The organism is Arthrobacter sp. 10T416 (assembly GCF_056394165.1).
Genome location: NZ_JBFTHI010000011.1, coordinates 20,939 through 46,423, shown reverse-complemented (window position 1 = coordinate 46,423; position 25,485 = coordinate 20,939). Strand labels below are relative to the sequence as shown.

General features: G+C 68.2%; 27 protein-coding genes. 17 read left to right on the top strand and 10 right to left on the bottom strand.

Annotation, left to right across the window (positions count from 1 at the left end):
• Positions 1-29: 29 nt before the first annotated feature.
• Complete coding sequence (locus AC1DBE_RS12220; protein WP_476970699.1) at positions 30-443, bottom strand: hypothetical protein; 414 nt, start codon at positions 441-443, stop codon at positions 30-32.
• A 200-nt stretch (positions 444-643) separates the two neighbouring features.
• On the opposite strand from AC1DBE_RS12220, the gene AC1DBE_RS12215 reads away from it, so the two are divergent.
• Positions 644-1,285 (top strand): hypothetical protein, encoded by a 642-nt coding sequence (locus AC1DBE_RS12215; RefSeq protein ID WP_476970698.1) that lies wholly within the window; start codon positions 644-646, stop codon positions 1,283-1,285.
• 115 nt (positions 1,286-1,400) lie between these two features.
• On the opposite strand, the gene AC1DBE_RS12210 is transcribed toward AC1DBE_RS12215, so the two are convergent.
• Positions 1,401-2,111 carry a TetR/AcrR family transcriptional regulator C-terminal domain-containing protein gene (locus AC1DBE_RS12210; RefSeq protein WP_476970697.1) on the bottom strand — a complete coding sequence of 237 codons (711 nt, stop codon included), beginning with the start codon at positions 2,109-2,111 and terminating at the stop codon, positions 1,401-1,403.
• A 156-nt stretch (positions 2,112-2,267) separates the two neighbouring features.
• Between AC1DBE_RS12210 and AC1DBE_RS12205 the strand changes: the two genes are divergently transcribed.
• The 4 genes from AC1DBE_RS12205 to AC1DBE_RS12190 all read left to right on the top strand — a co-directional run bounded on the left by AC1DBE_RS12205 (position 2,268) and on the right by AC1DBE_RS12190 (position 6,777).
• Positions 2,268-3,665 carry a flavin monoamine oxidase family protein gene (locus AC1DBE_RS12205; RefSeq protein WP_476970696.1) on the top strand — a complete coding sequence of 466 codons (1,398 nt, stop codon included), beginning with the start codon at positions 2,268-2,270 and terminating at the stop codon, positions 3,663-3,665.
• Positions 3,666-3,717: 52 nt separating this feature from the next.
• A complete protein-coding gene (locus AC1DBE_RS12200) occupies positions 3,718-4,650 on the top strand; it encodes a universal stress protein (protein ID WP_476970695.1) in 933 nt (310 codons plus the stop codon).
• Positions 4,647-6,170: an APC family permease gene (locus AC1DBE_RS12195; RefSeq protein ID WP_476970694.1), complete on the top strand. Its 1,524-nt coding sequence runs from the start codon at positions 4,647-4,649 to the stop codon at positions 6,168-6,170. The genes AC1DBE_RS12200 and AC1DBE_RS12195 overlap by 4 nt, the downstream gene beginning before the upstream one ends.
• A gap of 124 nt (positions 6,171-6,294) precedes the next feature.
• Positions 6,295-6,777, top strand: a complete 483-nt coding sequence (locus AC1DBE_RS12190) for a pyridoxamine 5'-phosphate oxidase family protein (RefSeq protein WP_476970693.1) — start codon at positions 6,295-6,297, stop codon at positions 6,775-6,777.
• Between the two features lie 56 nt (positions 6,778-6,833).
• Here AC1DBE_RS12190 and AC1DBE_RS12185 read toward each other — a convergent pair whose 3' ends face one another.
• Both AC1DBE_RS12185 and AC1DBE_RS12180 read right to left on the bottom strand, forming a co-directional pair.
• Positions 6,834-7,469 (bottom strand): NADPH-dependent F420 reductase, encoded by a 636-nt coding sequence (locus AC1DBE_RS12185; protein ID WP_476970692.1) that lies wholly within the window; start codon positions 7,467-7,469, stop codon positions 6,834-6,836.
• Positions 7,469-8,128, bottom strand: coding sequence for a hypothetical protein (locus AC1DBE_RS12180; protein ID WP_476970691.1), 660 nt, complete (start codon positions 8,126-8,128; stop codon positions 7,469-7,471). Before AC1DBE_RS12180 ends, AC1DBE_RS12185 begins: the two co-directional genes overlap by 1 nt.
• Before the next feature lie 123 nt (positions 8,129-8,251).
• Here AC1DBE_RS12180 and AC1DBE_RS12175 point away from each other — a divergent pair, with 123 nt between their 5' ends.
• Positions 8,252-8,629 carry a VOC family protein gene (locus AC1DBE_RS12175; RefSeq protein WP_476970690.1) on the top strand — a complete coding sequence of 126 codons (378 nt, stop codon included), beginning with the start codon at positions 8,252-8,254 and terminating at the stop codon, positions 8,627-8,629.
• 85 nt (positions 8,630-8,714) lie between these two features.
• On the opposite strand, the gene AC1DBE_RS12170 is transcribed toward AC1DBE_RS12175, so the two are convergent.
• Positions 8,715-9,110 (bottom strand): DUF5997 family protein, encoded by a 396-nt coding sequence (locus tag AC1DBE_RS12170; protein ID WP_476903730.1) that lies wholly within the window; start codon positions 9,108-9,110, stop codon positions 8,715-8,717.
• Between the two features lie 89 nt (positions 9,111-9,199).
• On the opposite strand from AC1DBE_RS12170, the gene AC1DBE_RS12165 reads away from it, so the two are divergent.
• Entirely contained in the window at positions 9,200-9,937 is a 738-nt protein-coding gene (locus AC1DBE_RS12165) for a LysR substrate-binding domain-containing protein (RefSeq protein ID WP_476878242.1), read from the top strand.
• Between the two features lie 56 nt (positions 9,938-9,993).
• Here the strand turns inward: AC1DBE_RS12165 and AC1DBE_RS12160 are convergent, their stop codons facing one another.
• Together AC1DBE_RS12160 and AC1DBE_RS12155 are read right to left on the bottom strand one after the other, a co-directional pair.
• On the bottom strand, positions 9,994-10,329 hold the full coding sequence (locus tag AC1DBE_RS12160) for a hypothetical protein (RefSeq protein ID WP_476970689.1): 336 nt from the start codon (positions 10,327-10,329) through the stop codon (positions 9,994-9,996).
• Between the two features lie 194 nt (positions 10,330-10,523).
• On the bottom strand, positions 10,524-11,210 hold the full coding sequence (locus AC1DBE_RS12155; protein ID WP_476878244.1) for a GntR family transcriptional regulator: 687 nt from the start codon (positions 11,208-11,210) through the stop codon (positions 10,524-10,526).
• Between the two features lie 107 nt (positions 11,211-11,317).
• On the opposite strand from AC1DBE_RS12155, the gene AC1DBE_RS12150 reads away from it, so the two are divergent.
• The 4 genes from AC1DBE_RS12150 to AC1DBE_RS12135 all read left to right on the top strand — a co-directional run bounded on the left by AC1DBE_RS12150 (position 11,318) and on the right by AC1DBE_RS12135 (position 16,057).
• Positions 11,318-12,091 carry a LamB/YcsF family protein gene (locus AC1DBE_RS12150; protein WP_476970688.1) on the top strand — a complete coding sequence of 258 codons (774 nt, stop codon included), beginning with the start codon at positions 11,318-11,320 and terminating at the stop codon, positions 12,089-12,091.
• Positions 12,092-12,138: 47 nt separating this feature from the next.
• Positions 12,139-13,476, top strand: a complete 1,338-nt coding sequence (locus tag AC1DBE_RS12145) for an MFS transporter (RefSeq protein ID WP_476878246.1) — start codon at positions 12,139-12,141, stop codon at positions 13,474-13,476.
• 36 nt (positions 13,477-13,512) lie between these two features.
• Positions 13,513-15,156, top strand: a complete 1,644-nt coding sequence (locus AC1DBE_RS12140) for a 5-oxoprolinase subunit B/C family protein (protein WP_476970741.1) — start codon at positions 13,513-13,515, stop codon at positions 15,154-15,156.
• Between the two features lie 604 nt (positions 15,157-15,760).
• Positions 15,761-16,057 carry an antibiotic biosynthesis monooxygenase family protein gene (locus AC1DBE_RS12135; RefSeq protein WP_476878247.1) on the top strand — a complete coding sequence of 99 codons (297 nt, stop codon included), beginning with the start codon at positions 15,761-15,763 and terminating at the stop codon, positions 16,055-16,057.
• 2 nt (positions 16,058-16,059) lie between these two features.
• On the opposite strand, the gene AC1DBE_RS12130 is transcribed toward AC1DBE_RS12135, so the two are convergent.
• Positions 16,060-16,659 (bottom strand): DUF6919 domain-containing protein, encoded by a 600-nt coding sequence (locus AC1DBE_RS12130; RefSeq protein ID WP_476878248.1) that lies wholly within the window; start codon positions 16,657-16,659, stop codon positions 16,060-16,062.
• The gene (locus AC1DBE_RS12125) at positions 16,637-17,167 is read right to left on the bottom strand and encodes an SRPBCC family protein (protein ID WP_476878249.1); all 531 of its coding nucleotides are present in this window, start codon (positions 17,165-17,167) and stop codon (positions 16,637-16,639) included. Before AC1DBE_RS12125 ends, AC1DBE_RS12130 begins: the two co-directional genes overlap by 23 nt.
• 397 nt (positions 17,168-17,564) lie before the next feature.
• On the opposite strand from AC1DBE_RS12125, the gene AC1DBE_RS12120 reads away from it, so the two are divergent.
• Genes AC1DBE_RS12120 through deoC form a run of 6 tightly spaced genes read left to right on the top strand, consistent with a single transcriptional unit; the run spans position 17,565 to position 24,224 of the window.
• Positions 17,565-18,575: a LacI family DNA-binding transcriptional regulator gene (locus AC1DBE_RS12120; protein ID WP_476970687.1), complete on the top strand. Its 1,011-nt coding sequence runs from the start codon at positions 17,565-17,567 to the stop codon at positions 18,573-18,575.
• Between the two features lie 31 nt (positions 18,576-18,606).
• On the top strand, positions 18,607-19,581 hold the full coding sequence (locus AC1DBE_RS12115) for a ribokinase (RefSeq protein ID WP_476970686.1): 975 nt from the start codon (positions 18,607-18,609) through the stop codon (positions 19,579-19,581).
• A 54-nt stretch (positions 19,582-19,635) separates the two neighbouring features.
• Positions 19,636-20,040: a D-ribose pyranase gene (gene rbsD / locus AC1DBE_RS12110; protein WP_476878252.1), complete on the top strand. Its 405-nt coding sequence runs from the start codon at positions 19,636-19,638 to the stop codon at positions 20,038-20,040.
• A 1-nt stretch (position 20,041) separates the two neighbouring features.
• Positions 20,042-21,532: a sugar ABC transporter ATP-binding protein gene (locus AC1DBE_RS12105; RefSeq protein WP_476970685.1), complete on the top strand. Its 1,491-nt coding sequence runs from the start codon at positions 20,042-20,044 to the stop codon at positions 21,530-21,532.
• Positions 21,529-23,520: an ABC transporter permease/substrate-binding protein gene (locus AC1DBE_RS12100; RefSeq protein ID WP_476878254.1), complete on the top strand. Its 1,992-nt coding sequence runs from the start codon at positions 21,529-21,531 to the stop codon at positions 23,518-23,520. Before AC1DBE_RS12105 ends, AC1DBE_RS12100 begins: the two co-directional genes overlap by 4 nt.
• A 20-nt stretch (positions 23,521-23,540) precedes the next feature.
• Complete coding sequence (deoC, locus tag AC1DBE_RS12095) at positions 23,541-24,224, top strand: deoxyribose-phosphate aldolase (protein WP_476970684.1); 684 nt, start codon at positions 23,541-23,543, stop codon at positions 24,222-24,224.
• A 19-nt stretch (positions 24,225-24,243) separates the two neighbouring features.
• Here the strand turns inward: deoC and AC1DBE_RS12090 are convergent, their stop codons facing one another.
• Entirely contained in the window at positions 24,244-25,254 is a 1,011-nt protein-coding gene (locus tag AC1DBE_RS12090; RefSeq protein ID WP_476878256.1) for a bile acid:sodium symporter family protein, read from the bottom strand.
• Positions 25,255-25,485 lie beyond the last annotated feature (231 nt).

Below are 25,485 nucleotides of genomic sequence, written 5' to 3'. Positions count from 1 at the left end.
GTCGATAGGGCGGGTGGGTCCCCTGCCCATCAGTGGACCCTCACCGGGAGGAGTTCGTAGGTGTTGTCGCACCCTCCGCGCGGCGGTGTGTGGCCGATGTCGTAGACGTGGTCGGAGACGGACATGTCCGGTCTGGTGGCGACGACCCTGATGCGGGACGCCGGCGTGGGGGCGTTGGCGGGTTGGAGGAACGGCGTCGCCTGCGGGACCATCCACCGCCCGGAGCTGTCCTGGGGGACCGGTGCGGGGTTGCAGTGCTCGTTGGTAACGAAGCAGGCGGACGCCCTCAGGGCGCCCGGAACGCCGGAGAGATCCAACTCGACGGCGTCGAGGTTGACGAAGCCGACGGCAGGGCAGGCCGTCGGGGCCGGGGTGCAGCCGGTGGCGAGCACCAGCGCTGGCAGCAGCGCCGGCAGCAGTGCGGCAGATAACCGGGTCTTCATGGCGTCAGCCTAGCCGGACGTGCCCGGTGAACGGGAGATGAACAGAACCACAGCATCACCGCAGGAACGCCCAACACGCACCGCATATGTGCCTACGGTGGTGCGGGCGTTCGGTCAGTCCGAACGTGCGGTGAGGCAGCCGCAGCCCAATCCGAGAAATATCCAATGAGCAATCAAGACGAGAAATTCCGGAGGTTTCCATGCCTATTTTGACCAGTCTTGCCGCGAGCAAGTTCCTCATCAGCTCGGTTGCCGCAGGCGCGATCGCCCTGGGCGGGGGCGCGGCCGCGTTCGCGAACATCACCACGGCCGACGCCGGCAGCGAAGCGACGGCCACTGCCTCCGCGGCCTCGGAGTCTCCCTCCGAAACGCCTTCGGAGTCCCCGTCGGAGACACCCAGTGAGACGCCCACTGAGACGGCCAAGCCCAGCCCGACGGCGCCGGAGGCACCGGAGCCGTCCGCCCCGGTCTCTTCGGCGCCCGCTCCGGCAGAGCCGGAAACCGGTGACGACAACGAGGCCGGCGATGTCAACGAGGGCAACGAGGCCGGAACGGAGGCCACTGAAAACGAGGCCACCGAGCATAAGGCCACTGAGCGCAAGGGTGACGACGCGGCAGAGGTTGAAGCCGCCAAGCCGGCCGCCGCTGTACCCGCCGCGGCGACCCCCGCTCCCGAGGCCCGGCAGCACGGCCGCGATGCGGAACGTCGGGATGACTCCCGCCACCGCCCGGAACACTGGAATGTGGCCCACCACAACGAGGGCGACCACAACCAGGGCCACCACAACGAAGACCACAGCGGCCACCGTGACCACCACGAGGGCAGCGACAACAACGACTAAGCGCGGGCCGAGGGCCAGCTGACAAAAGGGAGGGTCTTGGGGCCCTCCCTTTTGCGTACTCTAAGCAAACAGTCAGGTGCCCCGGCACATAATGAAGTGAAACTCCGGCCAACCGCTATTTGGCCGGAGTTTCGCCATTCGCCCGGAGCGCCCCGAATCCCGCCACCAGTGCCTCCAGTCCCAGGCTGAAGGCCGCATCCGCCTGGTTCGCGTAGCCCTGGTCACCGAGGCTGGCGACGGCGGCGGAGAAGTGGGGCGTAGACGAGGCCAGGCTGCCGGCGTCGAAGATGTCCGCAGGTGCCGTGACGTCGTAGGCGGAGCCGAAGATAAAGGACTCAAGCGCCACAATCGCTGAGACAATCCGGGCCTGCGGGAAGCCGGCCCGGCTGAACCCGGCGCTGACGGCCTCATACATGGCCAGGGTCTTGGGCGCGTCGGCCACCGGAAGGACCGCGATCACCGGAATGAGGGGAGTGTGCCGCGAAAAGACATCGCGGTAGCTCCAGGCCCAGTCCCGGACCGCCTGATCCCAGGATTTTGATTCAAAGGCCGACACATCGACGAAAGACGTCAGGTGGTCCTGGATGAGTACCAGCACCTCCCGCTTGGAAGCCACGTGGTTGTACAGGGCCGACGGCGCCACGTTCAGTGAGCGCGCCAGGGCGGCCATGGTGAAGCCGTCATAGCCGCTCTTGCGCACCAGCTGCAGGGCGGCGGACGTGATCCCGGCCTGGTCGAGGACGGCAGCGGGCGGCCGCCCCACCCGGCGGCCCGTCGTTGCGTCGGGGCGGAGCGGATCCGCGGTGGCGCTGCTGGCTGCCGGCATTCGCGACCTTTCTTCTGGGCTGTCCCAAGGATTATTCCACCGTAGGGGACTTTCTCCCGAGGTCTTCCCTCTTCTGCACCGTACCGCTATAGTCGTCGTAAATGAATGGCATTCATTTAGTGGTTAGCATCACTTTGCGGCCACGGAGAGGACATCATGCTGGAACTTGACCGCGACGTCGTCATCGTCGGAGCCGGGCCCGCCGGCCTCACCGCAGCGAGGGAGCTGCGGAAGGCCGGATTGAGCGTCGCCGTGCTGGAAGCCCGCGACCGCGTGGGCGGCCGGACGTGGACCGACGCCGTCGACGGGGCCATGCTGGAGATCGGCGGCCAGTGGGTCTCGCCGGACCAGACGGCGCTGCTGGAACTCCTCGACGAACTCGGGCTCGAGACCTACGACCGCTACCGGGCCGGCGAATCGGTTTACATCGGCGCAGACGGCCGGCGCACGCTCTACACGGGCGACACCTTCCCCGTCAGCGCCACCACCGCGGCCGAGATGGACAAGCTGACGGCCCTCCTGGACTCGCTCGCCGCGGAGATCGGCGCCTCCGAGCCGTGGGCCCACCCCAAGGCCCGCGAGTTGGACACCATCTCCTTCCATCACTGGCTGCGGGCCAACTCCTCGGACGAGGAAGCCTGCAACAACATCGGACTCTTCATCGCCGGGGGCATGCTCACCAAGCCGGCCCACGCCTTCTCGGCCCTGCAGGCCGTGCTGATGGCCGCCTCCGCGGGCTCCTTCACCAACCTCACCGATGAGGATTTCATTCTGGACAAGCGCGTCGTCGGCGGCATGCAGCAGGTCTCGCTACTGCAGGCCGCGGAACTGGGCGACGACGTCGTCCTCTCCAGTCCGGTGCGCACCATCCATTGGGAGGGCGCCGCCGCTGAGGGCAGCGCGGGGCAGCGGGTGACCGTCGAATCGGACCGGGCCACCGTGACGGCCCGCTTCGTCATCATGGCCGTCCCGCCCAACCTCTACTCTCGGGTCTCCTACAACCCGCCCCTGCCGCGGCGCCAGCACCAGATGCACCAGCACCAGTCCCTGGGCCTCGTCATCAAGGTGCACGCCGTCTACAGCACACCGTTCTGGCGCGAAGAGGGCCTGTCCGGAACCTGCTTCGGCGCGGACGCCCTGGTCCAGGAGGTCTACGACAACACCAACCACGAGGATCCCCGCGGCACCCTCGTGGGCTTCGTCTCCGACGAAAAAGCAGACGCCATGTTCGAGCTCAGCGCCGCAGACCGCAAGCGCGCCATCCTCGAATCGATCGCCGCCTTCCTGGGCGAAAAGGCCCTCACCCCGGAGGTCTACTACGAATCCGATTGGGGTTCCGAAGAGTGGACCCGCGGGGCGTACGCGGCCAGTTACGACCTCGGCGGGCTGCACCGTTACGGCAAGGACCAGCACGCGCCCGTCGGGCCGATCTACTGGGCCTCCTCGGACCTTGCTGCTGAGGGCTACCAGCACGTGGACGGCGCCGTCCGGATGGGGCGCCGGGTCGCATCCCGGATCGCCGCGGCCGCGGACCGGACCACGGCCGCACGCTAAGTCCCCAAAGTCCATCCAACAATCCGAAAAGAAGATCAGAGAGGTCGGCCAGATGCGTTACGTAGTGGGGTATTCAGCCAATGCCAGGGGCCGCGACGCCGTGAACCTGGCCGTCTCCCTGGCCCGCGGCCGCGGAGCGGGCCTGGACCTGGTGGTGGCCATCCCGGAGCCCGGGCCGTTCAACGCCGCGCACGCCCCCGCCGCGGGATATGACAGCTACCTGCACCAGCAGGCGGGGGAATGGCTGGAGGAAGCCCTCGCCCTGGTGCCGGCGGACGTCCCGGCCGCCGCGCACGTCCGCAGCGGTGAATCCGATGCGCAGACGCTGATCGAGGCCTGTGACGAGTTCCAGGCGGACATGCTCATCATCGGCGCCACCAGCAGCGGGCTGTTCAAGCGCTTCACCATCGGCTCGGTGGCGAGTGCACTGCTGCACGCAGCCACTGTCCCGGTGGCCCTCGCCCCGCACGGCTACCACCGCCGGGAGGCCCTGACCCGCGTCAGCTGCGGACTTGGGGACCGCCCGGGCGCGGAGGAACTGCTGGACTACGCCGTCTCGATGGCGGTCAACCGCGAAGTTCCGCTGCGCGTTGTCTCCCTGCTGACCCTGGACGAGGGGGACTCCGCGGACGCCGCGACGGCCGCCAACGCGTACGCCACCCGGCACCTCGCAGCGGCCCTCCCGGCCGACGCCGCTGGCGCGGCCGGGTCCGCTGCTTCCGCGCCCGACGGCAGGGCCGACGTCGTCGTGGCCCAGGGCCGGGACGTCGAAGAGGCTGTGGACCGGCTCGACTGGGAAGACGGAGAGGTCCTCCTGATCGGATCCAGCCGCCTTGCCCGGAGCCGCTCCATCTTCCTCGGCAGCACTGCCAACCGGATACTGCGCGCACTGCCGGTGCCGATGATCGTGGTCCCCAGCGACTACGAGCTCAAGACCCGAACCCATTCAACGTCGAATGACACCTCCCGAGAGGCAACAGCATGAGCACCAAACACGTGGCTACCACAGCCGGCCCGGCGGACCGGCAACACGGCCTGAGCGAGAAGGGCCTCAAAGCCGGGTCGGTGGGGCTGATCGGCGCCGTCGTCATCGGCGTATCCTGCATCGCCCCGGCCTACACCCTCACCGCCGCCCTCGGCCCGACAGTCGCCGAGGTGGGCGTCCACCTGCCGGCCATCTTCCTGGTCGGCTTCCTGCCGATGCTGCTGGTGGCGTTCGGCTACCGGGAGCTCAACAACGCCATGCCCGACGCCGGAACCTCGTTCACGTGGGCTTCGCGGGCGTTCGGGCCGTGGATCGGCTGGATGGGCGGATGGGGGCTGATCGCGGCGACCATCATCGTGCTGTCCAACCTTGCCGCCGTCGCCGTGGACTTCTTCTACCTCATGCTGGCCCAGCTCTTCGGCAATCCGGAGCTGGCGGACCTCACCAAGGTCCTGCCGCTGAACATCGCCACGACCCTGGTGTTCATTGCCCTGGCGTGCTGGGTTTCCTACCGGGGCATGGAAACCACCAAGACGGTGCAGTACGTGCTCGTGGCCTTCCAGCTGCTGGTCCTGGGCTGGTTCGCCGTCGCCGCGTTCAGCCACGTGGCGAACGGGACGGCCTTTGATGCCACAGCCATCGCACCGGACTGGTTCAATCCGTTCGCCGTCGAATCCTTCTCCGCCTTTGCCGCAGGCGTGTCGCTGTCCATCTTCATTTACTGGGGCTGGGACGTCACGCTGACCATGAACGAGGAAACGAAAAACCCGGAGAAGACCCCCGGCCGGGCCGCCACCGTCACGGTCCTGGTGATTGTGATCATCTACATGACCGTCGCTTTGGCCACCCTGGCCTTCGCCGGCGTCGGAACCGAGGGCCTGGGCACCGGAAACCCGGACAACCAGGGCAGCATCTTCGCCGTCCTCGCCGGACCCGTGATGGGCCCGTTCGCCATCCTGATGTCCCTGGCTATCCTGAGCAGCTCGGCCGCGTCGCTGCAGTCCACGTTCGTCTCCCCGGCGCGGACCCTGCTGTCCATGGGCCACTACCAGGCCCTGCCGCAAAAATTCGGCCGGATCAGCCCCAGCTACAAATCGCCGAGCTACGCCACCGTCGCCTCGGCCGCCGCGGCCGCAGCGTTTTACGTCATCACCCGGACCCTGTCCGAAAACGCCCTGTACGACACCATCACCGCACTGGGCATGATGATTTGCTTCTACTACGGCATCACGGCCCTGGCCTGCGTCTGGTTCTTCCGGGCCGAGGCCTTCAGCGGGGCGCACTCGTTCTTCTTCAAGTTCCTGGCCCCGCTGCTGGGCGGCGTGATCCTGCTGGTGATGTTCTTCAAGACCGCCTACGACTCCATGGACCCGGACTACGGTTCAGGTTCCTCCATCGGTGGCCTGGGCCTGGTGTTCATCCTCGGCATGGGCGTGATCCTGCTGGGCGTGGTCCTGATGCTGGTGATGGCCAGGCTCCGTCCCGGTTTCTTCAAGGGGCAGGTCCTGACCCGCGGCTGATCCCCGTGTGTTGGAGGTCCTCCCTCCGCCGGCCCCGTGTGCGCTCCTTGAAAAGTAAGCACACTTATCAATAGGCTGGCGGAAGGAGGACCTTCCTCCGTTGGATTATGGAAGCGGTGAGCGCATGTCGGACGCACAGGACATCAGCAAGGTGACGGACATCATCAACGATTCGCGGATCGGAATGTTCACCACCATCAATGAAAAAGGCGCCCTTGTCAGCCGGCCGCTGGCCGTTCAGGACGTGCAGGACGACGGCGACATGTGGTTCTTTACGTCGGCAGAAACCTCCCAGGTAGCCCACATCAAAGCCAATTCCGCAGTCAACGTCTCATTCGGTAAGCGGACCGAGTGGGTCTCCGTGGCCGGCACCGCGGAGGTTGTTACCGACCGGCAGGCCATCCACGACCGGTGGAACCAGATGGTCGAGGCCTGGTTCCCGGACGGCCCGGACACCCCGGGCGTGGTCCTGCTGCGCGTGGACTCCGATTCGGCCGAGTACTGGACCAGCCCCGGCGGAACGGCCGCGACCGTACTGCAGTGGGTGAAATCGAAGGTCACGAACAGCCGGATGAGCGTCGGCGAAAGCGGAACGGTCGAACTCTAGGCGCGGGAGCCGCGGCGCGGCCGGGGCAGGGGCTCGGCGCCGCCGGACTTCGCCGCTCAGTCGAGGATTTTCAGCGCCGTGCTCCAGGCGAAGGACTCGTATGCCGGGTTCATCTGCAGGCCCATCACCAGCAGCTGCATCCCCTCCAGGTCGCGGGCGTGGCGCAGCGCGCCCACCTGGAGGGGCCGCAGTCCGGCCGCGGCCGCGAAGGCCGCCACCTCATTCCGGGCCGCCTCCGAATCGGAGGCAATAAAAACGTCCAGGGCCATGCCCTGTGAGGAGCCCTCCGCCAGCGGCCCGGCGAACGTCGTATTAAAGGCCTTCACCACCCGCGCGCCGGGCAGGAGCCGGGCGATTTCCTCTGCCGCGGAGCTCCCGGGTTCCACCTCCGAGTCCCCGGTTTCCGGGTCCATCGGGTTGCTGATCTCGATCACTGTCTTGCCGCTCAGCGTGTCGCCATAGTGCGTGGCGACCTCCTTCGCCGGTTCGAAATAGAGGGCCAGCACCACGATGTCGCCGTCGGGCACGTCGCCCAGGCCGCCGGACGTAGTGCCGGAACCCAGCTCGGCCGCGAGTGTGGCCGCGTTGTCCGGCGTCCGGTCCAGGACCTGCACGGAGCGGCCCGCTGCGACGGCGCGGAGTCCGATCGCCCGGGCCATGTTGCCGCTGCCGATTATCGTGATGTCAGTCATCATGCCCCTCCTGTGGAAATGTGCCGGGCGCCTGCGGCGGTCTCAGCCTCTGCCAGTGCCTGTTCGAAGCGTTCGACGGCGGTGCTGTAGCCCGTGGACGGCGTGCCGTCCCCGCCGGTGCCGTTGTGACCGGTGCCGCCGTACCCGGTGCGGCTGTGACCGGTGCCGCCGCGCAACTGATCGGCCTTCCGCATGGCTTTGTACATCGCGGCGGTCTCCGCGCACCCAGGGTCCGTCATGGCCGGGAAATCTATTTCGAGGGCGGGGTCCAGTTCGTAGCGCTGCCAGCGCGCCAGGGCCGCGCGGTGCCGGAGCGCCGCCGCGTCGTCGTCGGCCGTGGCCTCCCGCACCGCCTGCCGGTTCTCCTGCCAGCGGAAGAGCGCCGGCGCCCAGCGGTAGCTGAGCACGGCAGTTGCCACGGCGAGCCCGGCGAGGACCGATCCCGCCCGCGGGGAGGCCAAAGCCGGAAGGACGACGGCGGGAAGAACGACGGTGAGCCCCGCGAAACCGTCCCAGAACACGGCGTCCGGCAGGGCGCCGTCGGACGCCCGGTGCTTACGGACCATAAACGTCGAGGCGGCCACAACGCCGACAATCAGGAGGGCAAGCGCCAGGAACTGCCAGGCCCCAAGCGGGCCGGATCCTCCAAGTGACGGCATCGCGCACCTCCCGCGGGACGCGACCGGGCGGGCGCAGTTCCGCTGATTCCATTGGAGTCCATCCGCGCCGGACCGTCAATGGGCGGTTCCCCGCGGCAGCTACCGCGGCGTAGCCTAGGGCGCATGCGATTGAAAATGTGCAGTATCCACGTCAAGGACCCGGCCGCCGCCCACGAGTTCTACACCGGAGTCCTCGGGTTTGAAACGCTGATGGTGTTGCCCGAACACAACCTCTACATCGTCAAGGATCCCGGCGACGGCGGCAGTGTGGGGCTGCTGCTGGAGCCCAGTGACAATCCGATCGGGGCCACGTACATGAACGCCCTGCACGATGCCGGGATGCCCGCGATCGTCTTCGGCGTGCCGGATGTCCGGGCCGAATACGAGCGGCTGGCCGCCAAGGGTGTGGTCTTCCAGTCCGAGCCGTCGGAGGGCCCGGGCGGCACAACGGCGGTCCTGGACGACGGCTGCGGGAACTACGTCCAGCTGCACCAGGACTAGGCGCGGGCCGCCAATTCGACGGTTCCCTGCAGGCTGGATGGTTACCGGCGTCGAAGCGGCGCGGAACCGTCGAAACGGACGGGCGCTACTGGCGTGCGCGCTTCGCTTCCTTCTTCGCGGCGTCGTCCTTGACCCGCTGGGCCTCGGCGCGGACGGCGGCGTGGGTGGCGCGTTCGGCCACCAGCCAGGCCGGGGGAGCCTGCAGCAGCGCGGTGATTTCCGCCGTCGTCAGCGCCTCCTCGACGCCGCCGCGGGCCAGGCCGCTGATGGAGACGTTGAGCTTCTGGGCGACGACGGGGCGCGGGTGCGGGCCGGTGCGGCGCAGTTCGGCAAGCCACTCCGGCGGGTTGGCCTGGAGCTCGGCGAAATCTGCGCGGGTGATAACCGAATCCTGGAACTCCTGGGGTGTTGCGGGCAGGTAGATGCCAAGCTTCTTGGCAACGGTGGCCGGCTTCATGGACTGGGAGTTTGCAGAGGTCATGGTTCAAGGGTATCCGGCGGGATGGCTGCAGGGCACCACCCGGCCGCAGGGGCCGGACCATCCTGCGGCACTGGCGGTACTGTGAACGTGTGCCCGCAGACGAAGAAACAGCCCAGCCCCACGACCACCCCGATGCCGCCGTCCGGGAGCTGACATTCGCGTACGTAGCCGGTGTGACCCCCGGCAAGTGGATCCGGCGCTGGGAAGAGCGGATGCCGGACGTTCCGTTGCGCTCCTTTATGGCCGACGACGGCGCGCAGCTCGCGGTGCTGCGGGACGGCTCCGCGGACCTGAGCTTCGTCCGGCTTCCTGTGGAGCGCGAGGGCCTCAGCGTCATCCCCCTCTACGAGGAACAACCCGTGGTGGTCGCGCCGAAGGGGCACGAAATCTCGGTCTTCGAGGAGGTCGCGCTGGATGATCTCGCCGCGGAATCCTTCCTGGACGTCGCCGCCCTTGGCGGACCCGAACCGGCCCTGCAGGTGGTGGCCAGTGGCGCGGGCCTGGTGATCCTGCCGATGTCCGTGGCCCGGCACTTCAACGTTAAGGACACGGTGGCCCGGAAACTCACGGGCGCCCCCGGCACCGAAATCGCCCTGGCCTGGCCCAGCGACACCACAGACGAAGTCATCGAGGAGTTCATCGGGATCGTCCGCGGCCGGACCGCCGCCAGTTCCCGGCAGCCCTCGGCCCAGCAGGATAAGCCCAAGCGCGCGCCGAAGCCGGACCGCCGTGGCCCGGCCGTGAAGAAGCCGAAAGTGGCCCAGCGGTATGCGCCGAACCCGGACAAGGGCCGCGGCAAGGGATCCCGCAAAAAGGGAAAGCGCTAAGCCGACCCCACTGACTGGGGGGAGGTCGCCGTTTCCCGGGCGACCCCGCGGGCTGCCTACTTGGCGCAGGCGGCCTGGAGGTTCTTGACGGCGTCGGCCGGCACCTGGTCCCCGGAATCCGCGATCTGCTTCAGCGGGGTGGTGATCTCCGCCGGCACTCCTGCGCCCTTCGCGCCGGCCACCAGGCCGGCCAGGGCCTTTTTGTCCTGGACGCTGACCAGGCCGTCTGCCACGGGTGAGCAGGCCTGTTTCTTGATCTCGCTGCCGGCCGCGCTGGCAACCTGGGACGCGCCGTCATTGACCGCCTTTTCGGCAGCCTGCTGCACCTGGCCGCAGCCGGAAATGAGGAGCATCAGGGCAACGGCGGACAGGGCGGCGAGGCGTCGTTTCATGACGTCAGCCTAACAAGCGGGGTCCCGCGCGCTGGGCGACGCGGATGTAGCTGGGCGACGCGGATGTAGCTGGGCGACGCGGGTTGGTCCACCCGACTCGGATATTGCCCAGCGCCGCGGGTATTTCCGGTGCGACAGGTATTTTGCGCGTCGCGAGGCCAAATCCGTTTCGGCAGACCCGCGGCCCGGGAAAGTCAGGCGCCGTGGACCGCGCTCTGCTTTTGCTCCGAGCGGTCGAGGTAGGCCAGCAGCAGGTCCGCGGCCCGGGCCGTGTCGCCCGCCTCCAGGGCGGTGCAGATCAGCTCATTGTCGTCGAGGTAGCTGCGGTAGAAGTGCGCGTCCACCGTGGCCTTGTGGAAGAACAGCCGCATTTCGGCGAGGACCTGGGACATGATCGTGTCCAAGCGCCGGCTGCCGGCCAGGGCGACGATTGCCTTGTGGAAGTGCTGGTTTGCGGTGCCCAGGCCTTCCTCGTCGTCGGCTGCCGCGGCGGCGCGGCCCTCGTCGACGGCGGCGCGGACCGCAGCCACCCGCTCTGGGCTGCCGCCGCCGCGGAGGGCTGCGACCTCGATGGCGCGCCGCACCGTGTAGACGTCGTGGATGTCGCCGGGGGCAAGGCTGGCCACGAAGACGCCGCGGTTGGGCTGCCGGACCACAAGACGCTCGGCGGCCAGTTCAGCAAAAGCCTCGCGGACGGTGTTGCGCGAGACACCGAGGTCCTCCGCGATGGTCGACTCGGTGAGCCGGGCGCCCGGGAGCAGTACGCCGTCGGCCAGCTGCTGCCGGAGTTCGGCCGCGACCCGATCCGCCACGGACGGGACGGCGATCCGCAGCCGGGCCGCCGCTGCCAGGGCCTGCGGGGCGGCGTCGGGTGTGCTCATAGTGCCGAATCTACACGATTGTTCTTCAGGTGAATCGTCGGATTGTTGAACAATCCAACACAATGGGGCATCCTAGTAGGAGCACCACACTGAGACGAGGATCACGAATGGGCACTACCGGGACGACCACCATCGACCTGAACAGCGACGTCGGCGAGTCCTACGGCCGCTGGAGCATCGGCGACGACTCCGCCATGTTCCGGTCCGTTTCGAGCGCCAACGTGGCCTGCGGATTCCACGCCGGCGACCCCAGCGTCATCCGCCGGACGTGCAGGGAAGCCGTAGCCGCCGGAGTCCGGATCGGCGCCCACGTCGGCTACCGCGACCTAGCCGGGTTCGGCCGCCGCTTCCTCGACATCGACCCCATAGAACTGGCGGACGACGTCGTGTACCAGATCGGCGCGCTGCAGGCCCTGGCCGCCGCAGAAGGCGGCACAGTCACCTACGTGAAGCCGCACGGCGGCCTGTACAACGCGATCGTGGCGCACACCGCGCAGGCGAAGGCCGTCGTCGACGCCGTCAGGTCCGTCGACCCGGGCCTGCCCATCCTGGGCCTGCCGGGCTCCGAAGTGCTCCGCCTGGCCGAGGCTGCCGGGCTGCGCGCTGTCACGGAAGCCTTTGCCGACCGCGCCTACAACCCGGACGGCACCCTGGTTTCCCGCACGCTGCCCGGCGCCGTGCTTCACAACCATGCCGAAGTCACCGAACACGTCCTGCGGATGGCCGCCGATTCGGCGGTCCGCACCATCGACGGCTCCATCCTGAAGATCCGCGCGGAGAGCATCTGTGTCCACGGCGACTCCCCGGGAGCCGTCGCGATGGCGGCCGCCGTCCGGGAAGCGCTCGAAGCAGCCGGGATCGGCACCGCCCCCTTCGTCTAACCTCACCCGTCCGGCAACGGCGCCGCACCGAAATTTGGAGGACCATCATGACCACACCACACCAGGCCGCTCCGGCCGCCGCCAAGAGGAATCTGCCGCCCGGCGCCCTCAAGGCCTACATCGCGAGCCTCACCGGCACCTCGCTGGAGTACTACGACTTTGCGATCTACTCGGTCGCCTCGGCCCTGATTTTCCCCAAGATCTTCTTCCCGGTAGGCGACGAACTGGTGGGGCTGCTGCTGTCCTTCTCGACCTTCGCCGTCGGCTATCTGGCCCGACCCATCGGCGGCGTGATCTTCGGCCGGCTCGGCGACCGGATCGGCCGCAAGCATGTCCTCGTTGTCACGCTGATGCTGATCGGCGTAGCCACAGTGCTCATCGGCGTGCTGCCTGACTACTCGGCCATCGGCGTTGCCGCCCCGGCCATCCTGGTGCTGCTGCGCCTGGCCCAGGGCATCGGCGTCGGCGGCGAATGGGGCGGAGCCGTCCTGCTCTCCAGCGAATTCGGGGATGCCCGGAAGCGCGGGTTCTGGTCCTCGGCCGCCCAGATCGGGCCACCGGCAGGCAACCTCATGGCCAACGGCGTCCTGGCCCTGCTCGCGGCGACCCTCAGCAACGAGGCCTTCCTGTCCTGGGGCTGGCGCGTGGCCTTCCTTGCCTCCGCACTGCTGGTGGTCTTCGGCCTCCTGATCCGGCTCCGGCTCGAAGAAACCCCGGTCTTCAAAGCCATCCAGGCCCACGGCGAAGCCCCCAAAGCACCGTTGAAGGAAGTCTTCACCAGGGAACCGCGCGCCCTTGTGGCGGCCGCCCTCTCGCGGATCTGCCCGGACGTGCTGTACTCCCTGTTCACCGTCTTCGTCGCCCTCTACGCCACCAAGCAGCTCGGGATGACCACCGGCAACGTCCTGGGCGCCATTCTGATCGGCTCGGCATTCCAGCTGGCCCTGATCCCGGCCGCCGGCGCGCTGACGGACCGGTTCAACCGGCGCCTCGTTTACGGCCTCGCCGCCGTCGCCACCGCCATCTACATTCCGCTCTTCTTCCTGATGATCCAGGGCAAATCGGTGGCTGTCCTGACCATCGGCGTCGTGATCGGCCTGGCCCTGCACGCATTTATGTACGGCCCGCAGGCCGCCTTCATCACCGAGCAGTTCCCCGCCCGGCTGCGCTACGCCGGCAGCTCGCTGGCCTACACCCTCGCCGGGGTGATTGGCGGCGCCATTGCCCCGCTGGTCTTCACCGCACTCTTCGCCGCCACCGGGAACTGGTTCCTGATCGCCGGCTACCTCGCGCTGTCCGCGGTAGTGACGGTGGTGGGACTGGCGATTGGCCGGAACCCGCAGTCCAGCGAGGAAGAGCGACTGCTGCAGGGTACGCGCGCCTAGGTGCGGGAAATGGCGGGGGTAATCATGGACGCAGGGATGGAGCCGGGGGTGGCGCGGGGGGCATCCGGGCACAAAGTGGAGTCGGTGCGGGCGGTGGGCACCCGCGCGGTGCTGGCCGAGCTGACCGGTACCGAGGGCGTACTGGCGCTGCAAGCGCTGCTTTTGGAGCACCCGCTGCCAGGCCAGGTGGACGTCCTGGCCGCAGCCCGGACCGTGATGGTCACGGCCGACTCGCCCTCCGCCGCCCGCCGGATCGGCGCGCAGCTGCTGCAGCTCGACCTCACCGATCCGGTGCAGCGCGATGGCAGCCTGGTTGTTATCGACACCGTGTACGACGGCGAGGACCTCACCGAAGTGGGGAAGCTGACCGGCCTTGGGGTCGATGGCGTGATCGCCGCACACACACGCCAGCAGTGGACCGTAGCCTTCGCCGGCTTCGCGCCCGGCTTCGGATACCTCGTGGGGGAGGACAACACCCTGGAGGTTCCGCGCCGCAGTTCGCCCCGAACCGCAGTGCCTGCAGGCTCCGTGGCGCTGGCCGGAACCTATTCGGCGGTCTACCCCCGCCGCTCGCCCGGGGGCTGGCAGCTGATCGGCCACACCTCCGCGCGGATGTGGGACCTCGACCGGGAGCAGCCTGCCCTCGCCGCCCCGGGTACGCGGATCCAGTTCCGGCCCGTCCGGGAGACCGTCCCGCTGGCGGCGGCTCCGCGGCCCGAGCCGGCCGCGGCGGAGGCGGCTCCGCGGCCCGAGCGCGCCGTGTCGGAGGCGGGGGCCGGGCTCCGGATCGTCTCACCTGGCCTGCAGAGCCTGATCCAGGACCTCGGACGGCACGGCCACTCCGGCCTCGGCGTATCCGCGTCCGGCGCCCTCGACCGGGCGTCACTGCGCCGCGCCAACCGGCTCGTTGGGAACACGCCGTCGGCCGCGGCGATCGAAACCGTGGCCGGCGGACTGAGGGTGCAAGCTGTCGGTGACCAGGTCTTGGCCGTCGCGGGGGCACCCTCCGAACTGGTCATCACCACACCGGACGTCTCGGAGGACGAGCCCGCCCGCCGCACCGTCCCGATGGCCGCCCCGTTTGTCCTGCTCGACGGCGAAACCCTCACCGTGGGTGTGCCGGAGCGGGGCTTCCGCAGCTACCTCGCTGTGCGGGGTGGGGTGGACGCCGCCCCGGTCCTCGGCAGCCGGTCCACCGACACCATGTCAGGGATCGGTCCCGACCCGCTGGCTGCCGGCGGCTTCCTCGCGGCCGGAAGCGGTGCCGAGTCCGGCGTCGTCGGCGACCCCGAACTGCAGCCGGACTTTCCCGGCTCCGGGGTGACAGTCCTGGATGTCGTGTCTGGCCCGCGCGCGGACTGGTTCGATCAGGCGGCGCTGGATTCCCTGACCGGTCAGGAGTGGCAGGTGAAGCCGCAGTCCAACCGGGTGGGGATGCGCCTGGACGGGACCCCGCTTCAGCGCGCCCGCGACGGGGAACTGGCCAGCGAGGGGACCGTCTCCGGCGCCCTGCAGGTTCCGCCCGAAGGCCTGCCCGTTTTGTTCCTGGCCGACCATCCGATCACGGGCGGCTACCCGGTGATCGCCGTCGTCGTCGACTCGCAGCTGGATATCGCCGCGCAGGTGCCGATCGGTGGGACCATTCGCTTCAGGTGGGCGGACCGCAGCGAGGTCCTGTGAGGTGGGCGGGGCTGGCGAGGGCGTGACGACTCGTGGGTCTTGGACCTGGTGCGACTGCGGAGGCCGTTGCCCGGCAGGCTTTGGCGCGCGTGCCGGAGGAGTCCCGGCCCCACCTCGGGACATGCCCGTCCCCGGGAGCACCCATCGGACATGCTCAACGTTCGCGCCGACCAATGGACATAACGCAACTATGTCCATCCTTGGGCTCGAAGACTGGGCATGTCCGTCTTTCTCGGTGCGCCCGGACGAGCATGTCCACTCCTGACGGGCACTGATGGGCATGTCCAGCGGCCTCGACTAACGACGAGCATGCCCATCCTTCGGGAAGATCCTCGTTGAGCATGCCCACGCTCGCGGACCACCATTGAGCATGTCCATTCCTGATGACGTTCGATGCACATGCTCGTCGTCGCCGAAGTTCACCGATGAGCAGGTCCATCCCTGACGACCACCGATGGGCATGTCGCCACGCCGCCCCCGTCGCACGCACGGCACACCCCGCCCCGCCGCCCCGCCCCGCCGGGCAGTCCGGCCCTACCGGCTCCATTGCGGCGGGATGATAATCGCCGGTATCAACCCCATACGGAGAATGGAGGCGGCAGCCATGTCTGTCTACACACTTGGAATCTGGCTGGTCCACCCGGGACGCGAGAACGATTTTGTGCAGGCCTGGCGCGATCTGGCACGGAAGACCCAGGAGGACTACCCCCACGCCAAGGCTGTGCTGATGCACGACCGCGATGTGCGGAACCGCTTTATCAGCACCGGCCCCTGGGAGTCGTTGGAACAAATTGAGCAGTGGCGGGCGTCGGACACCTTTACGCAGGGCGTCGAGGCCATGCGGGAGATGCTCGAACACTTCGAGGCCCGCACCCTGGACGAGGCTGCCGGAATCGGCTGAGCTTACCCCGCGGTGAGGGCGTCGAGCACCGCGTCCAGCAGGACGTCGTCGCGCCCCCAGACCGGGTCGAAAACCTCGACATACCAGGACTCCGCGAGCACCAGGGCCAGCGATTCGTTGGCCTCGGCCGACCAGTCCTGGAGCTGGTCTGCCTCGATCGGGCTTTCGCTGGTGCCCAAAACCGTGACGATCTCCGTGTCCCGCAGCGTCACGGGGATTGAGGCGCGGCTCATCTCGCCCGGGGCGTGCCCCACGGTCACCAGCTCGGTCCGGGATGAGAGTTCCAGCAGGCGGCCGGCCGACTCCGGGGCGCAGTAGCCGGTGACATAAGCGCGCTGGGTGTTGCCGCCCTCGCGAAGGCCGGGCTGCGACTCCTTGGTGAACAGGCCGCTGCGGTTCAATACCGCGAGTTGGTCGGCGATCGGCTCCGTTTCCGCGTCGATGCCGGCGGTGAAAGTCCCCGGCTGGTACTGGCTCCTGCCCTCGAGCCAGCGCGCGGTCAGTTCCCCGGCCGCAGGGATGGTGGTGGCCTGCCGCCAGACCTGCCGGTCGGCGAGCAGCCTGCCAAAGCCGTCCCGTTCAGTTGTGTACTGGTCGTCCATGGGCCACTTCCACTTCCCGGCCACCGGAATGCTGCCGCAACAAAACCGCGAGCCGTTCGCAACTGAGTTTGAGGGCGGCAAGTTCCCGCTGGCCGTAATCGTCAATACTGCGGTGGATCCAGGAGGAGAGATCCGCCGCACCGTCCTCAACTTCATACTCGTGACTTAGCGTGACCACTGCAAGGCCGGCCTCGTCGTCGGCGCCGCGCGTCACTGCCAAGCCGCCGGCCAGCCGCACCAGCGGGGCCTCGGGCCGCGCCTGCTCAAAGAGGATCCGCAGCCGGCCCGGATCCAAGAGCCGGCGGCAGTGACTTGAACTGAGGGCGCCGTTCGCCACGACGGAGATCCTCAATTCGTGTTCCCACTCGTCGCCACTGACGTGCTCGGAATAGATGGTGAGACCATCCAGGTAGGGCCAGTGCGAGGCGTCGCGCAACACGCCGAAGACCAGGTCGCCGGGGGCGTCAATGGCCAGCTGATGCGTTGTCCCGCGCGTCGTCAGTGACACCTTGCGCCCCCCAATCGTCTGCCGTCTTCTATGCAGGCTAGGCGAGGGCCGGGTCGGCGGCGCACAATTCCGTCCCCTCGCGTCACGCGGGGCAATCTTCGGTAACAGAACCGGAAGATCTTGCAACGGAACATGGCCGCCGCCCCGGTTGAGGAGGCCGCCAGGAAGGACGGCGAGCTGACCATCGCCGTCAGACCGTTCTCCGCGCCCGCTGGCGTTTACCAAGGAGTTACCCGCGGTGTTGGGCTGAGCCGGCAGAAAACCGGCTCTTGTGCTGCTAACTGAAAACGTTTACAGTATTGCAAAGCCGACGTGATTGGATTCACAACCGGCTGTCCCGCCCCGGCCGTGACGTGCCGGACCCGCCCAGCTGGCCGACTCAAAGGAGAGTGCATCCGTGGCGAACATCCATGACGTGGCAAAGCTCGCCGGCGTCTCCATTGCAAGCGTCTCCCGCATGCTCGCGGGGGAAAACGTCCGGAGCGCCGACGCCATCCGGCAGGCCATCGCCGATCTCGGGTACCGGCCGAACGCCAGCGCCCGCGGCCTGCGCCTGGGCAAGCACCACAGCATTGCCGTCATTGTTCCTGATATCTCCAACCCCTACTTCGCTACCCTGGTCCGGGGCATCGAGGAAAGGGCCATGACACAGGGGTTCCGGATCATCGTTGCCAGCAGCGATGAGCAGTCCAGCGCCGAAGCGGAACTGCTGGGAAACCTCGTGGAGGCGGTCGACGCCGTTGCGATCGTTCCGGCCGAGGAGGGCGAGAACACGCGCAGGATGCTCTCCGGCCTCAACAAACCGGTGGTCCTCATCGACCGCACCGTGGTTGAGGACCCCGGCTTTGACCTGGTCCACGTCGACAACGCCAGCGGCGCCAAGGCAGCCGCGGAATACTTCCTGTCCCTGGGGCACCGCCGGTTCGGCATCATCAGCGGCCGCCAGGACACCGTCCCCGGGCGTGTCCGGCACGAAGTCTTCCTGCAGACCCTGGCCGACGCCGGCATCCAGGTGCCCGCGGAGGCCATCAAGATCGGAGAGTTCAGCCGCGACTTCGGCCGCCGCGCCGCCCAGGAACTGATCGAGGACCCCACCGGAATCACCGCCCTCTTCGTGGGAAACAACACCATGGCCCAGGGCGCCCTGCTCTCGCTGCACGCGGCCGGCGTTTCCATTCCCGGGCAGCTGTCCTTCCTTTGCTTTGACGATTTCGACCTGGCGGAGCTCCTCCCGGCGCCGGTCACCGTCATCTCACGGCCCGCCATCGCCGAGGGCCATGCCGCCGCAGACCTGCTGCTCGCCCGGATCGAACACTTCGGCAGACCCATCCAGCCCCCGCTGGAGCACAAGGTCCTTCCGGTGAGCCTGACCATCCGGCAGTCCTGCGCCGCTCCGCCCTCCCACTGACACCCCACCTGACCCCTGCTTAAGGAATCCCATGACAACAACTGCGCCCGGAAACGGGAACGTACTGGTGATCGGCAGCATCACCTGCGACCTGACCAGCTTCAGTGACCGCCTGCCGCAGCCAGGCGAAACGGTGCTCGGCAACTCGTTCACCATGGTGCTCGGCGGCAAGGGCGCCAACCAGGCACTGGCTGCGGCACGCGCCGGAAGCCAGGTCTCGCTGGTCGGCAGTGTCGGAAACGACGGCTTCAGCGAGCTGGTCCTCGGAACGCTGGCCGAGGAACGCATCGACACCTCCAACGTCCTCCGCACCGAAGGCCCCACCGGCATCGCACACATCCGCGTGGACTCCTCGGCCGAAAACGACATCGTGATGATCCCGCTCGCCAACTCCCGGCTCAGCCCCGCGCACATCCGGGAAACCCTCGAGCAGCCCGGACAGCAGGCCGCAGTCGCCCTAATCCAGCTGGAGATCCCGCACGAATCGGCGCTCGAAGCTGCGCGCGGATGCAAGGCCCGCGGCATCACCGTCATCCTGGACCCCGCCCCGGCGCCGGCAACAGGGCTCGACCCGGACTTCTGGCCGCACGTTGACATCGTCACGCCGAATGAGACCGAAGCCCGGCTGATCACCGGAATCGAGGTCACGGACCACGCATCAGCCACGGCGGCCGGCCGGTGGTTCACGGACCGCGGCGTGCACCGTGCAGTCATCACGCTGGCCGGCGCGGGCGCCGTCGTCGTCGAACGGACCGGCGCGGACAGCACCACGGTCACCGTGCAGGAACCCTTCCGGGTTACCGCCGTGGACACGACGGCGGCCGGCGACGCCTTCGCCGGTGTCCTGGGCAGCGCCTTGGCCGAGGGTCTGGACTGGGACGACGCCCTCCGGCGCGCCATGGCCGGCGGCGCGCTGGCCGTCACCGTGGCCGGAGCCAGCCCCAGCCTTCCCCGGCGCGAGGCCATCGACACCTTCCTCGCCGGGCAGGCCGCCGCCGCCCGCTAGCTGGCGCGACCACCCCACCAACGTCCCATCCCTCTACAACGCAGTGGAGCAACCATGCGCAAAAACAGCGGTACCCTCAACGCATCCCTCGCCCGGGTCATCTCGGAACTGGGTCATACCGACGAACTTGTGGTCACTGACGCCGGGCTGCCGATCCCGGCCGGAGTGGAACGGATCGACCTCGCTCTAACAGCCAACGTCCCGCGGTTCCTTGAATGCCTGGACGTCGTCCTGGCCGAAGTCGAGGCGGAAGGGGCCATTGCGGCCTCGGAAATCGCCGAGCACAGCCCCGAGCTCCTCGCGGCCCTCACGGAACGGCTCGAAAGCCACGGAATCCCACTGGAACTGGTCCCGCACACGGACTTCAAGCAGCGGACCAGGAACTCCAAGGCCGCCGTCCGCTCCGGCGAGTTCACCTCCTACGCCAACGTCATCCTCATCGCCGGGGTGGTGTACTGACATGACTCTCACCCTCAGCGGCATCACCAAATCCTTCGGCCCCAATCGGGTACTGCGCGGTGTGGACCTCAGCATCGAACCGGGCGAGATTGTCTCCCTCGTCGGGGAGAACGGGGCTGGAAAATCCACCCTGACCCGGATCATCGCCGGCGCCTACCAGCCCGATTCCGGCGAGATCACCATCGACGGCCAAGCGCGGAAATTCGGCGGTCCGCAGGACGCCATGGCGGCCGGTATCCAGGTCATCTACCAGGAACTTAAGAACAACCTGTTCCCGCAGCTGGACGTCGCCTCGAACATCTTCGCCCATGACGGCACCGGCGAGTTCGGGAAGCTGTTCGTCAATAAGGACAAGATGCACGCCCGGGCCGCCGAGCTGCTCAACCAGGTGGGGATCGACGTCGACACCCGGCGTCCGGTGGGGAGCCTCAGCTTCGGCCAGCAACAGCTTGTGCAGCTGGCCCGCTGCCTCAACCACTCAGTGAAGCTGCTCATCCTCGACGAACCCACGGCGGCCCTCGATGACCGCGAATCCGAGCTCTTGTTCGCGCAGGTGCGCAAGATCCAGGCCGCCGGCGTGGCCGTGATTTACATCAGCCACCGCCTCCCGGAGGTCTTCGCGCTGTCCGACCGGATTGTTGTGATGCGGGACGGCCGCGTGTCCAAAACCGGCACCGCCGCGGAACTGACCGAGGCCGCCGTCGTGGCAGCCATGGTGGGCGGCGAAGTGGAGAACTTCTATCCGAAGGAGCACCACGGAACCGAGCGGGTCCGGCTGGACGTCCGGGACCTCGAAGCCGCCGGCGTCAACGGTGTCTCCTTCCAGGTCCGGGCCGGCGAGGTCCTCGGCATCGGCGGCGTGATGGGCAGCGGAAAAGGCGAGGTCCTGCGTGCCCTGTTTGGACTGGTCAACGCGGCGGGCACCGTCAGTATCGACGGCAAGCCGCTGAGCCTGGCCTCGCCCCGGCACGCCATCAGCGCCGGTGTGGCCTACCTGACCCCGGACCGCCAGGCGGAGGGCCTGACCCTGGCGCAGCCCATTTCGCACAACGAATCCCTGGCTACCCTCGGTGCCATCACCCGGAACGGGATCGTGGCGCTGAAACGGGAGCGGGAGCGGTGCCAGGAGATCTCGACCCGGCTGAGCGTCAAATGCAACACCATCGATGACGCCGTCGGAACCCTGTCCGGTGGCAACCAGCAGAAGGTGCTGCTCGCCCGCTGCCTGCTGGGCAACCCTGCCATCCTCCTGATGGAAGAGCCCACCCGCGGCGTTGATGTGGGCGCCAAGGCCGAGATCTACTCCATCATCAATGACGTCGCCGCCCAGGGCGTCGCCGTCGTCCTTGTCTCATCAGACCTTCCCGAACTAGTCGAAATGTCGGACCGGGTGCTGGTCATGCGCGGAGGCAGCATCAACGCTGAACTGGCCTCCGACGCCCTCACCCAGCAGTCCGTCCTGGAACACGCAATGGAGACCGTTTCCCGATGAAAAAAATATCCCTCTTCAACGACCAGCTGCGTGCGGTCTGGATGCTCGCGTTCGTAGCGATCGCCCTGGTCTTCGCCACACCGCTGTTCCTGCAGCCGTCCAACATGCTCAACGTCCTCCTCACCGCAGCCGTTGTGGCCCTGATCGCCGCCGGCCAGACATACGTGATCATCCTTGCGGAGATTGACCTTTCAGTCGGTGCGGTCCTCGGCTTCACCGCGATCACCACCGCCAGCGTTATCAGCCAGTACGGTGTGGTGGCCGGCCTGGCCGCGGGCCTCGCGGTCGGCGCACTGGCGGGCCTGATCAACGGCCTGCTGGTCACCAAGGCCAAGATGCCCTCGTTCATCGCGACCCTGGCAACCATGTCCATCTTCGCCGGGCTGACCTTGCAGTTCTCCCAGGGCAACCCGGTCAAGGTGACCAGTGACGCGTTCCTGGCCCTCGGCCAGGGCAGCCTCCTGGGAATCCCCACTCCGATCTGGATCATGCTGGTCCTCGGCGTGCTGTTCGGCTACATCCTGGCCCGCACCCGCTACGGCCGGGAGCTGTACGCCACCGGCGATAACGCCGACGCCGCCCGCCTCGCCGGCATCAGCACGGACCGGGTCAAGATCACGGCCTTTATGATCTCCGGTGTTCTCGCCGCGACCGCCGGCTTTATCCTTACCGCCCGTCTTGGAACAGCGCAGCCCACCGCGGGCACCGGCCTGGAACTCGCCGCCATCGCCGCGGTGATCATCGGCGGCACCAGCCTCTCCGGCGGCCGCGGCGCCCTGCTCGGCACCCTCGTCGGCGCGGTCCTGCTGGCGATGATCGATAACGGGCTGAACCTGCTCAACGTTTCCCCGTTCCTGCAGAGCGTCGTCAAGGGCGCCGTGATCCTGCTGGCCGTCTTCGTGGACCGGAACTCGGGAGTGCTGATGCGCATCTTCCGCGCAGGCCCGGCCAAGACGGGCACGACGACGGCGGCGTCCGCTGCGGACACCGGCTCGCCCGCGCCGCTCCTCCCCAAGGTCGCCATGCTCGCCGTCGTCGGCCTCCTGGTGGTCGGCGCCGGGGTCACCACCGCTTTCCGCTCGGCGGACAACGGCGGCGGGGACAACCGCGCGAAGAGCGCCACCCTGGTCATCTCGACGCTGAACAATCCGTTCTTCGTCTCCGTGGGCGACGGCGCCAAGGACCAGGCCGCGAAGCTCGGCGTCAACCTCGACGTGCAGAACGCCAACAACAACGACACCGCATCGCTGAACCAGGCCACCACCGCGCTGGTCAAGAAGCCCGGCGTCCTGCTCCTCGACCCGACCTCCAGCGAAGCCGGCGGCTCGATCACGGTCAAGGCCAACCAGGCCAATGTGCCGGTGGTCGCCTTCGACCGGGCGCCCGATCAGGGCAAACTGGCCGCGTTCATTGGCTATGACGCAGTCCAGGCCGGCAAGAACGGCGCAAAGGCACTCTGCGAGGCCGTCGGCGGAACCGGCAAAGTCGCCGAGTTGCAGGGCCTCCTTGGCACGAGCGTTGCGCGGGACCGGTCCGCCGGGTTCAAAGCCGGCATGAAGGAATGCCCGGGCGTGCAGGTTGTCGCCGTGCAGTCAGCGGACTTCGATCGCGGCAAGGCCCTGGATGTGACCACCAACATCCTCCAGGCTAACCCCGGCATCACCGGCATCTACGGCGCAAACGATGAAATGGCACTCGGGGCGGTGGCCGCCGTGAAGTCGCGCGGCCTGCTGTCCTCGATCAAGATCGTGGGCAATGACGGCATCGGCGACGCCCTCGCCGCCGTCAAGAGCGGCGAGATGTACGCCACGAACGCCGAGTCCCCGTTTGCCCTCGGCCAGGAGGTCGTCAAGATCGGCCACGCCGTGGCCAGCGGCGAGAAGGTCGAGGAATCCCGGGTCCTGCAGGGCAAGCTCGTTACCCGCAGCGGCGTCGACGGGTTCTGCTCGTACCTGCGCGGCATCGGCGACACCGCCACCTGCAAGTAGCCCCACCTCCGAGGAGAATCATGACTGACCTGAATGCGTCGCTGGATGCGACCGGCCTGGCCGCGATCGTGGACCACACCTTCCTGCAATCCACCGGAACCCGCGCCGAAGCAGCGGAGGCGGCCGCCGAGGCCGCGCGGCTGGGGGCTTACTCGGTCTGCGTCTCGCCGTCGATGCTCCCGCTGCCCGGCACCGCCGCCACCCGCGTCAGCGCGGTGTGCGGCTTCCCGTCTGGCAAGCACCACAGCAGCGTCAAGGCGGCCGAGGCCGGCGAGGCGGTGCGCAACGGCGCGGACGAGATCGACATGGTCATCGACGTCGGGGCCGTCCGGGCCGGTGACTACGACGCCGTCGCACAGGATATCCGGGCTGTACGGGAGGCCGTGCCTGCGCCAACGGTGCTGAAGGTCATCCTGGAAACAGCCGCACTGACCGATGAGCAGATCATCCGCTGCTGCGAGGCCGCCGAAGCCAGCGGGGCGGACTTCGTCAAGACCTCCACGGGCTTCCACCTCGACGGCGGGGCCACCACCCATGCCGTCGAGCTGATGGCACGAACAGTGGCTCCGCGCCTGGGCGTAAAAGCCTCCGGCGGCATCCGGGACTGGGCTGCTGCGCAGGCCATGGTCGCGGCCGGCGCCACCCGGCTGGGGCTCTCCGGAACCGCCGAGGTCCTCGGCGGCGGCCGCAGCACCGGGTACTAGGCCGGCGCCTGGCCCGGTGCTACGCGTCCTGCAGCGGGCGCCGGGCCAGCCACGCGGCCACAATCGCGCCGGAGATGTTGTGCCACAGCGAGAAGACGGCGGACGGCAGCGCGGCCAGCGGGCTGAAATGTGCCGTCGCCAGGGTGGCTGCCAGCCCCGAGTTCTGCATTCCCACCTCGAAGGCGAGGGCGCGGCGCGCCTTGTCGTCGAGGCGGCCGAGCTTGCCGGCCAGGTAGCCCAGGCCGAGGCCGAAGCCGTTGTGCAGCACAACGGCCAGGAAGACGATGCCGCCGGCGGCGACGATCTTGTTGGCGCTGCCGGCCACCACGACCGCCACGATCAGCGAAATCACGACGGCGGACGCCCACGGCAGGGCGGGGAGGACCTTGGCGACGACCTTCTTCAGGAACAGCCGGGCCAACAGGCCGGCGACCACGGGCAGCAGGACGGTCTTGACGATGTCCAGGACCATCCCGGCGGCGTCGATCTGCAGGTACGATCCGGCGAGGAAGAGCACCAGCAGCGGCGTGACGATCGGCGCCAGGAGCGTGGAGACGGACGCGACCGCCACGGACAGGGCGACGTCGCCCTTGGCAAGGAAGGCCATGACGTTCGACGCGGTGCCGGACGGCGCGCAGCCCACCAGGATCAGCCCGACAGCGAGCTCCGGCTCGAGGTGCAGCGCTTGCGCGATCAGCCACCCGGCGCCGGGCATGATCACGTAGTGCGCCACGATGCCCAGCACCACGGCCCAGGGGCGCCGGGCGACCGAGGCGAAGTCGGGCGGGGTGAGGGTCAGGCCCATGCAGAACATGATGATGCCGAGCAGGTACGGCACGCTCGGCGCCAGCGGTTTGAAGGCCCCCGGAAGCAGGAAACCGGCGACCCCGGCGACCACCACGAGCAGCGGGAAAATGGTGACCGCAATGCGGGCGATTCTGGCCTCGGCGGCGAGGGCGGCGTTCGCCGGGCCGTCCGCGTCAGTGCGGGGCTCCGGCGCGGACTGAGATGATTTGGTTGCCTCAAGCATCCAAGCATGGTGCCACCGGCGGCGTGCCCGGAGCCAGTTCGTGACTGCCCGGGCGGGATTATGTCAGACTTTTGACCTAGCCGGGCGACGGGGCGCTGCGTGCCCGGCTGTAGTCTTGAACCCGCCGGCATGCCCCCTTGCAGGCATTTCCTGAGCGCACTTTAGAGACCCGCCGCGACGCCGGTCGACGCGCTTCCCCCTCAAACCTTCGGCGCGGTGCTGCGTCCCTCC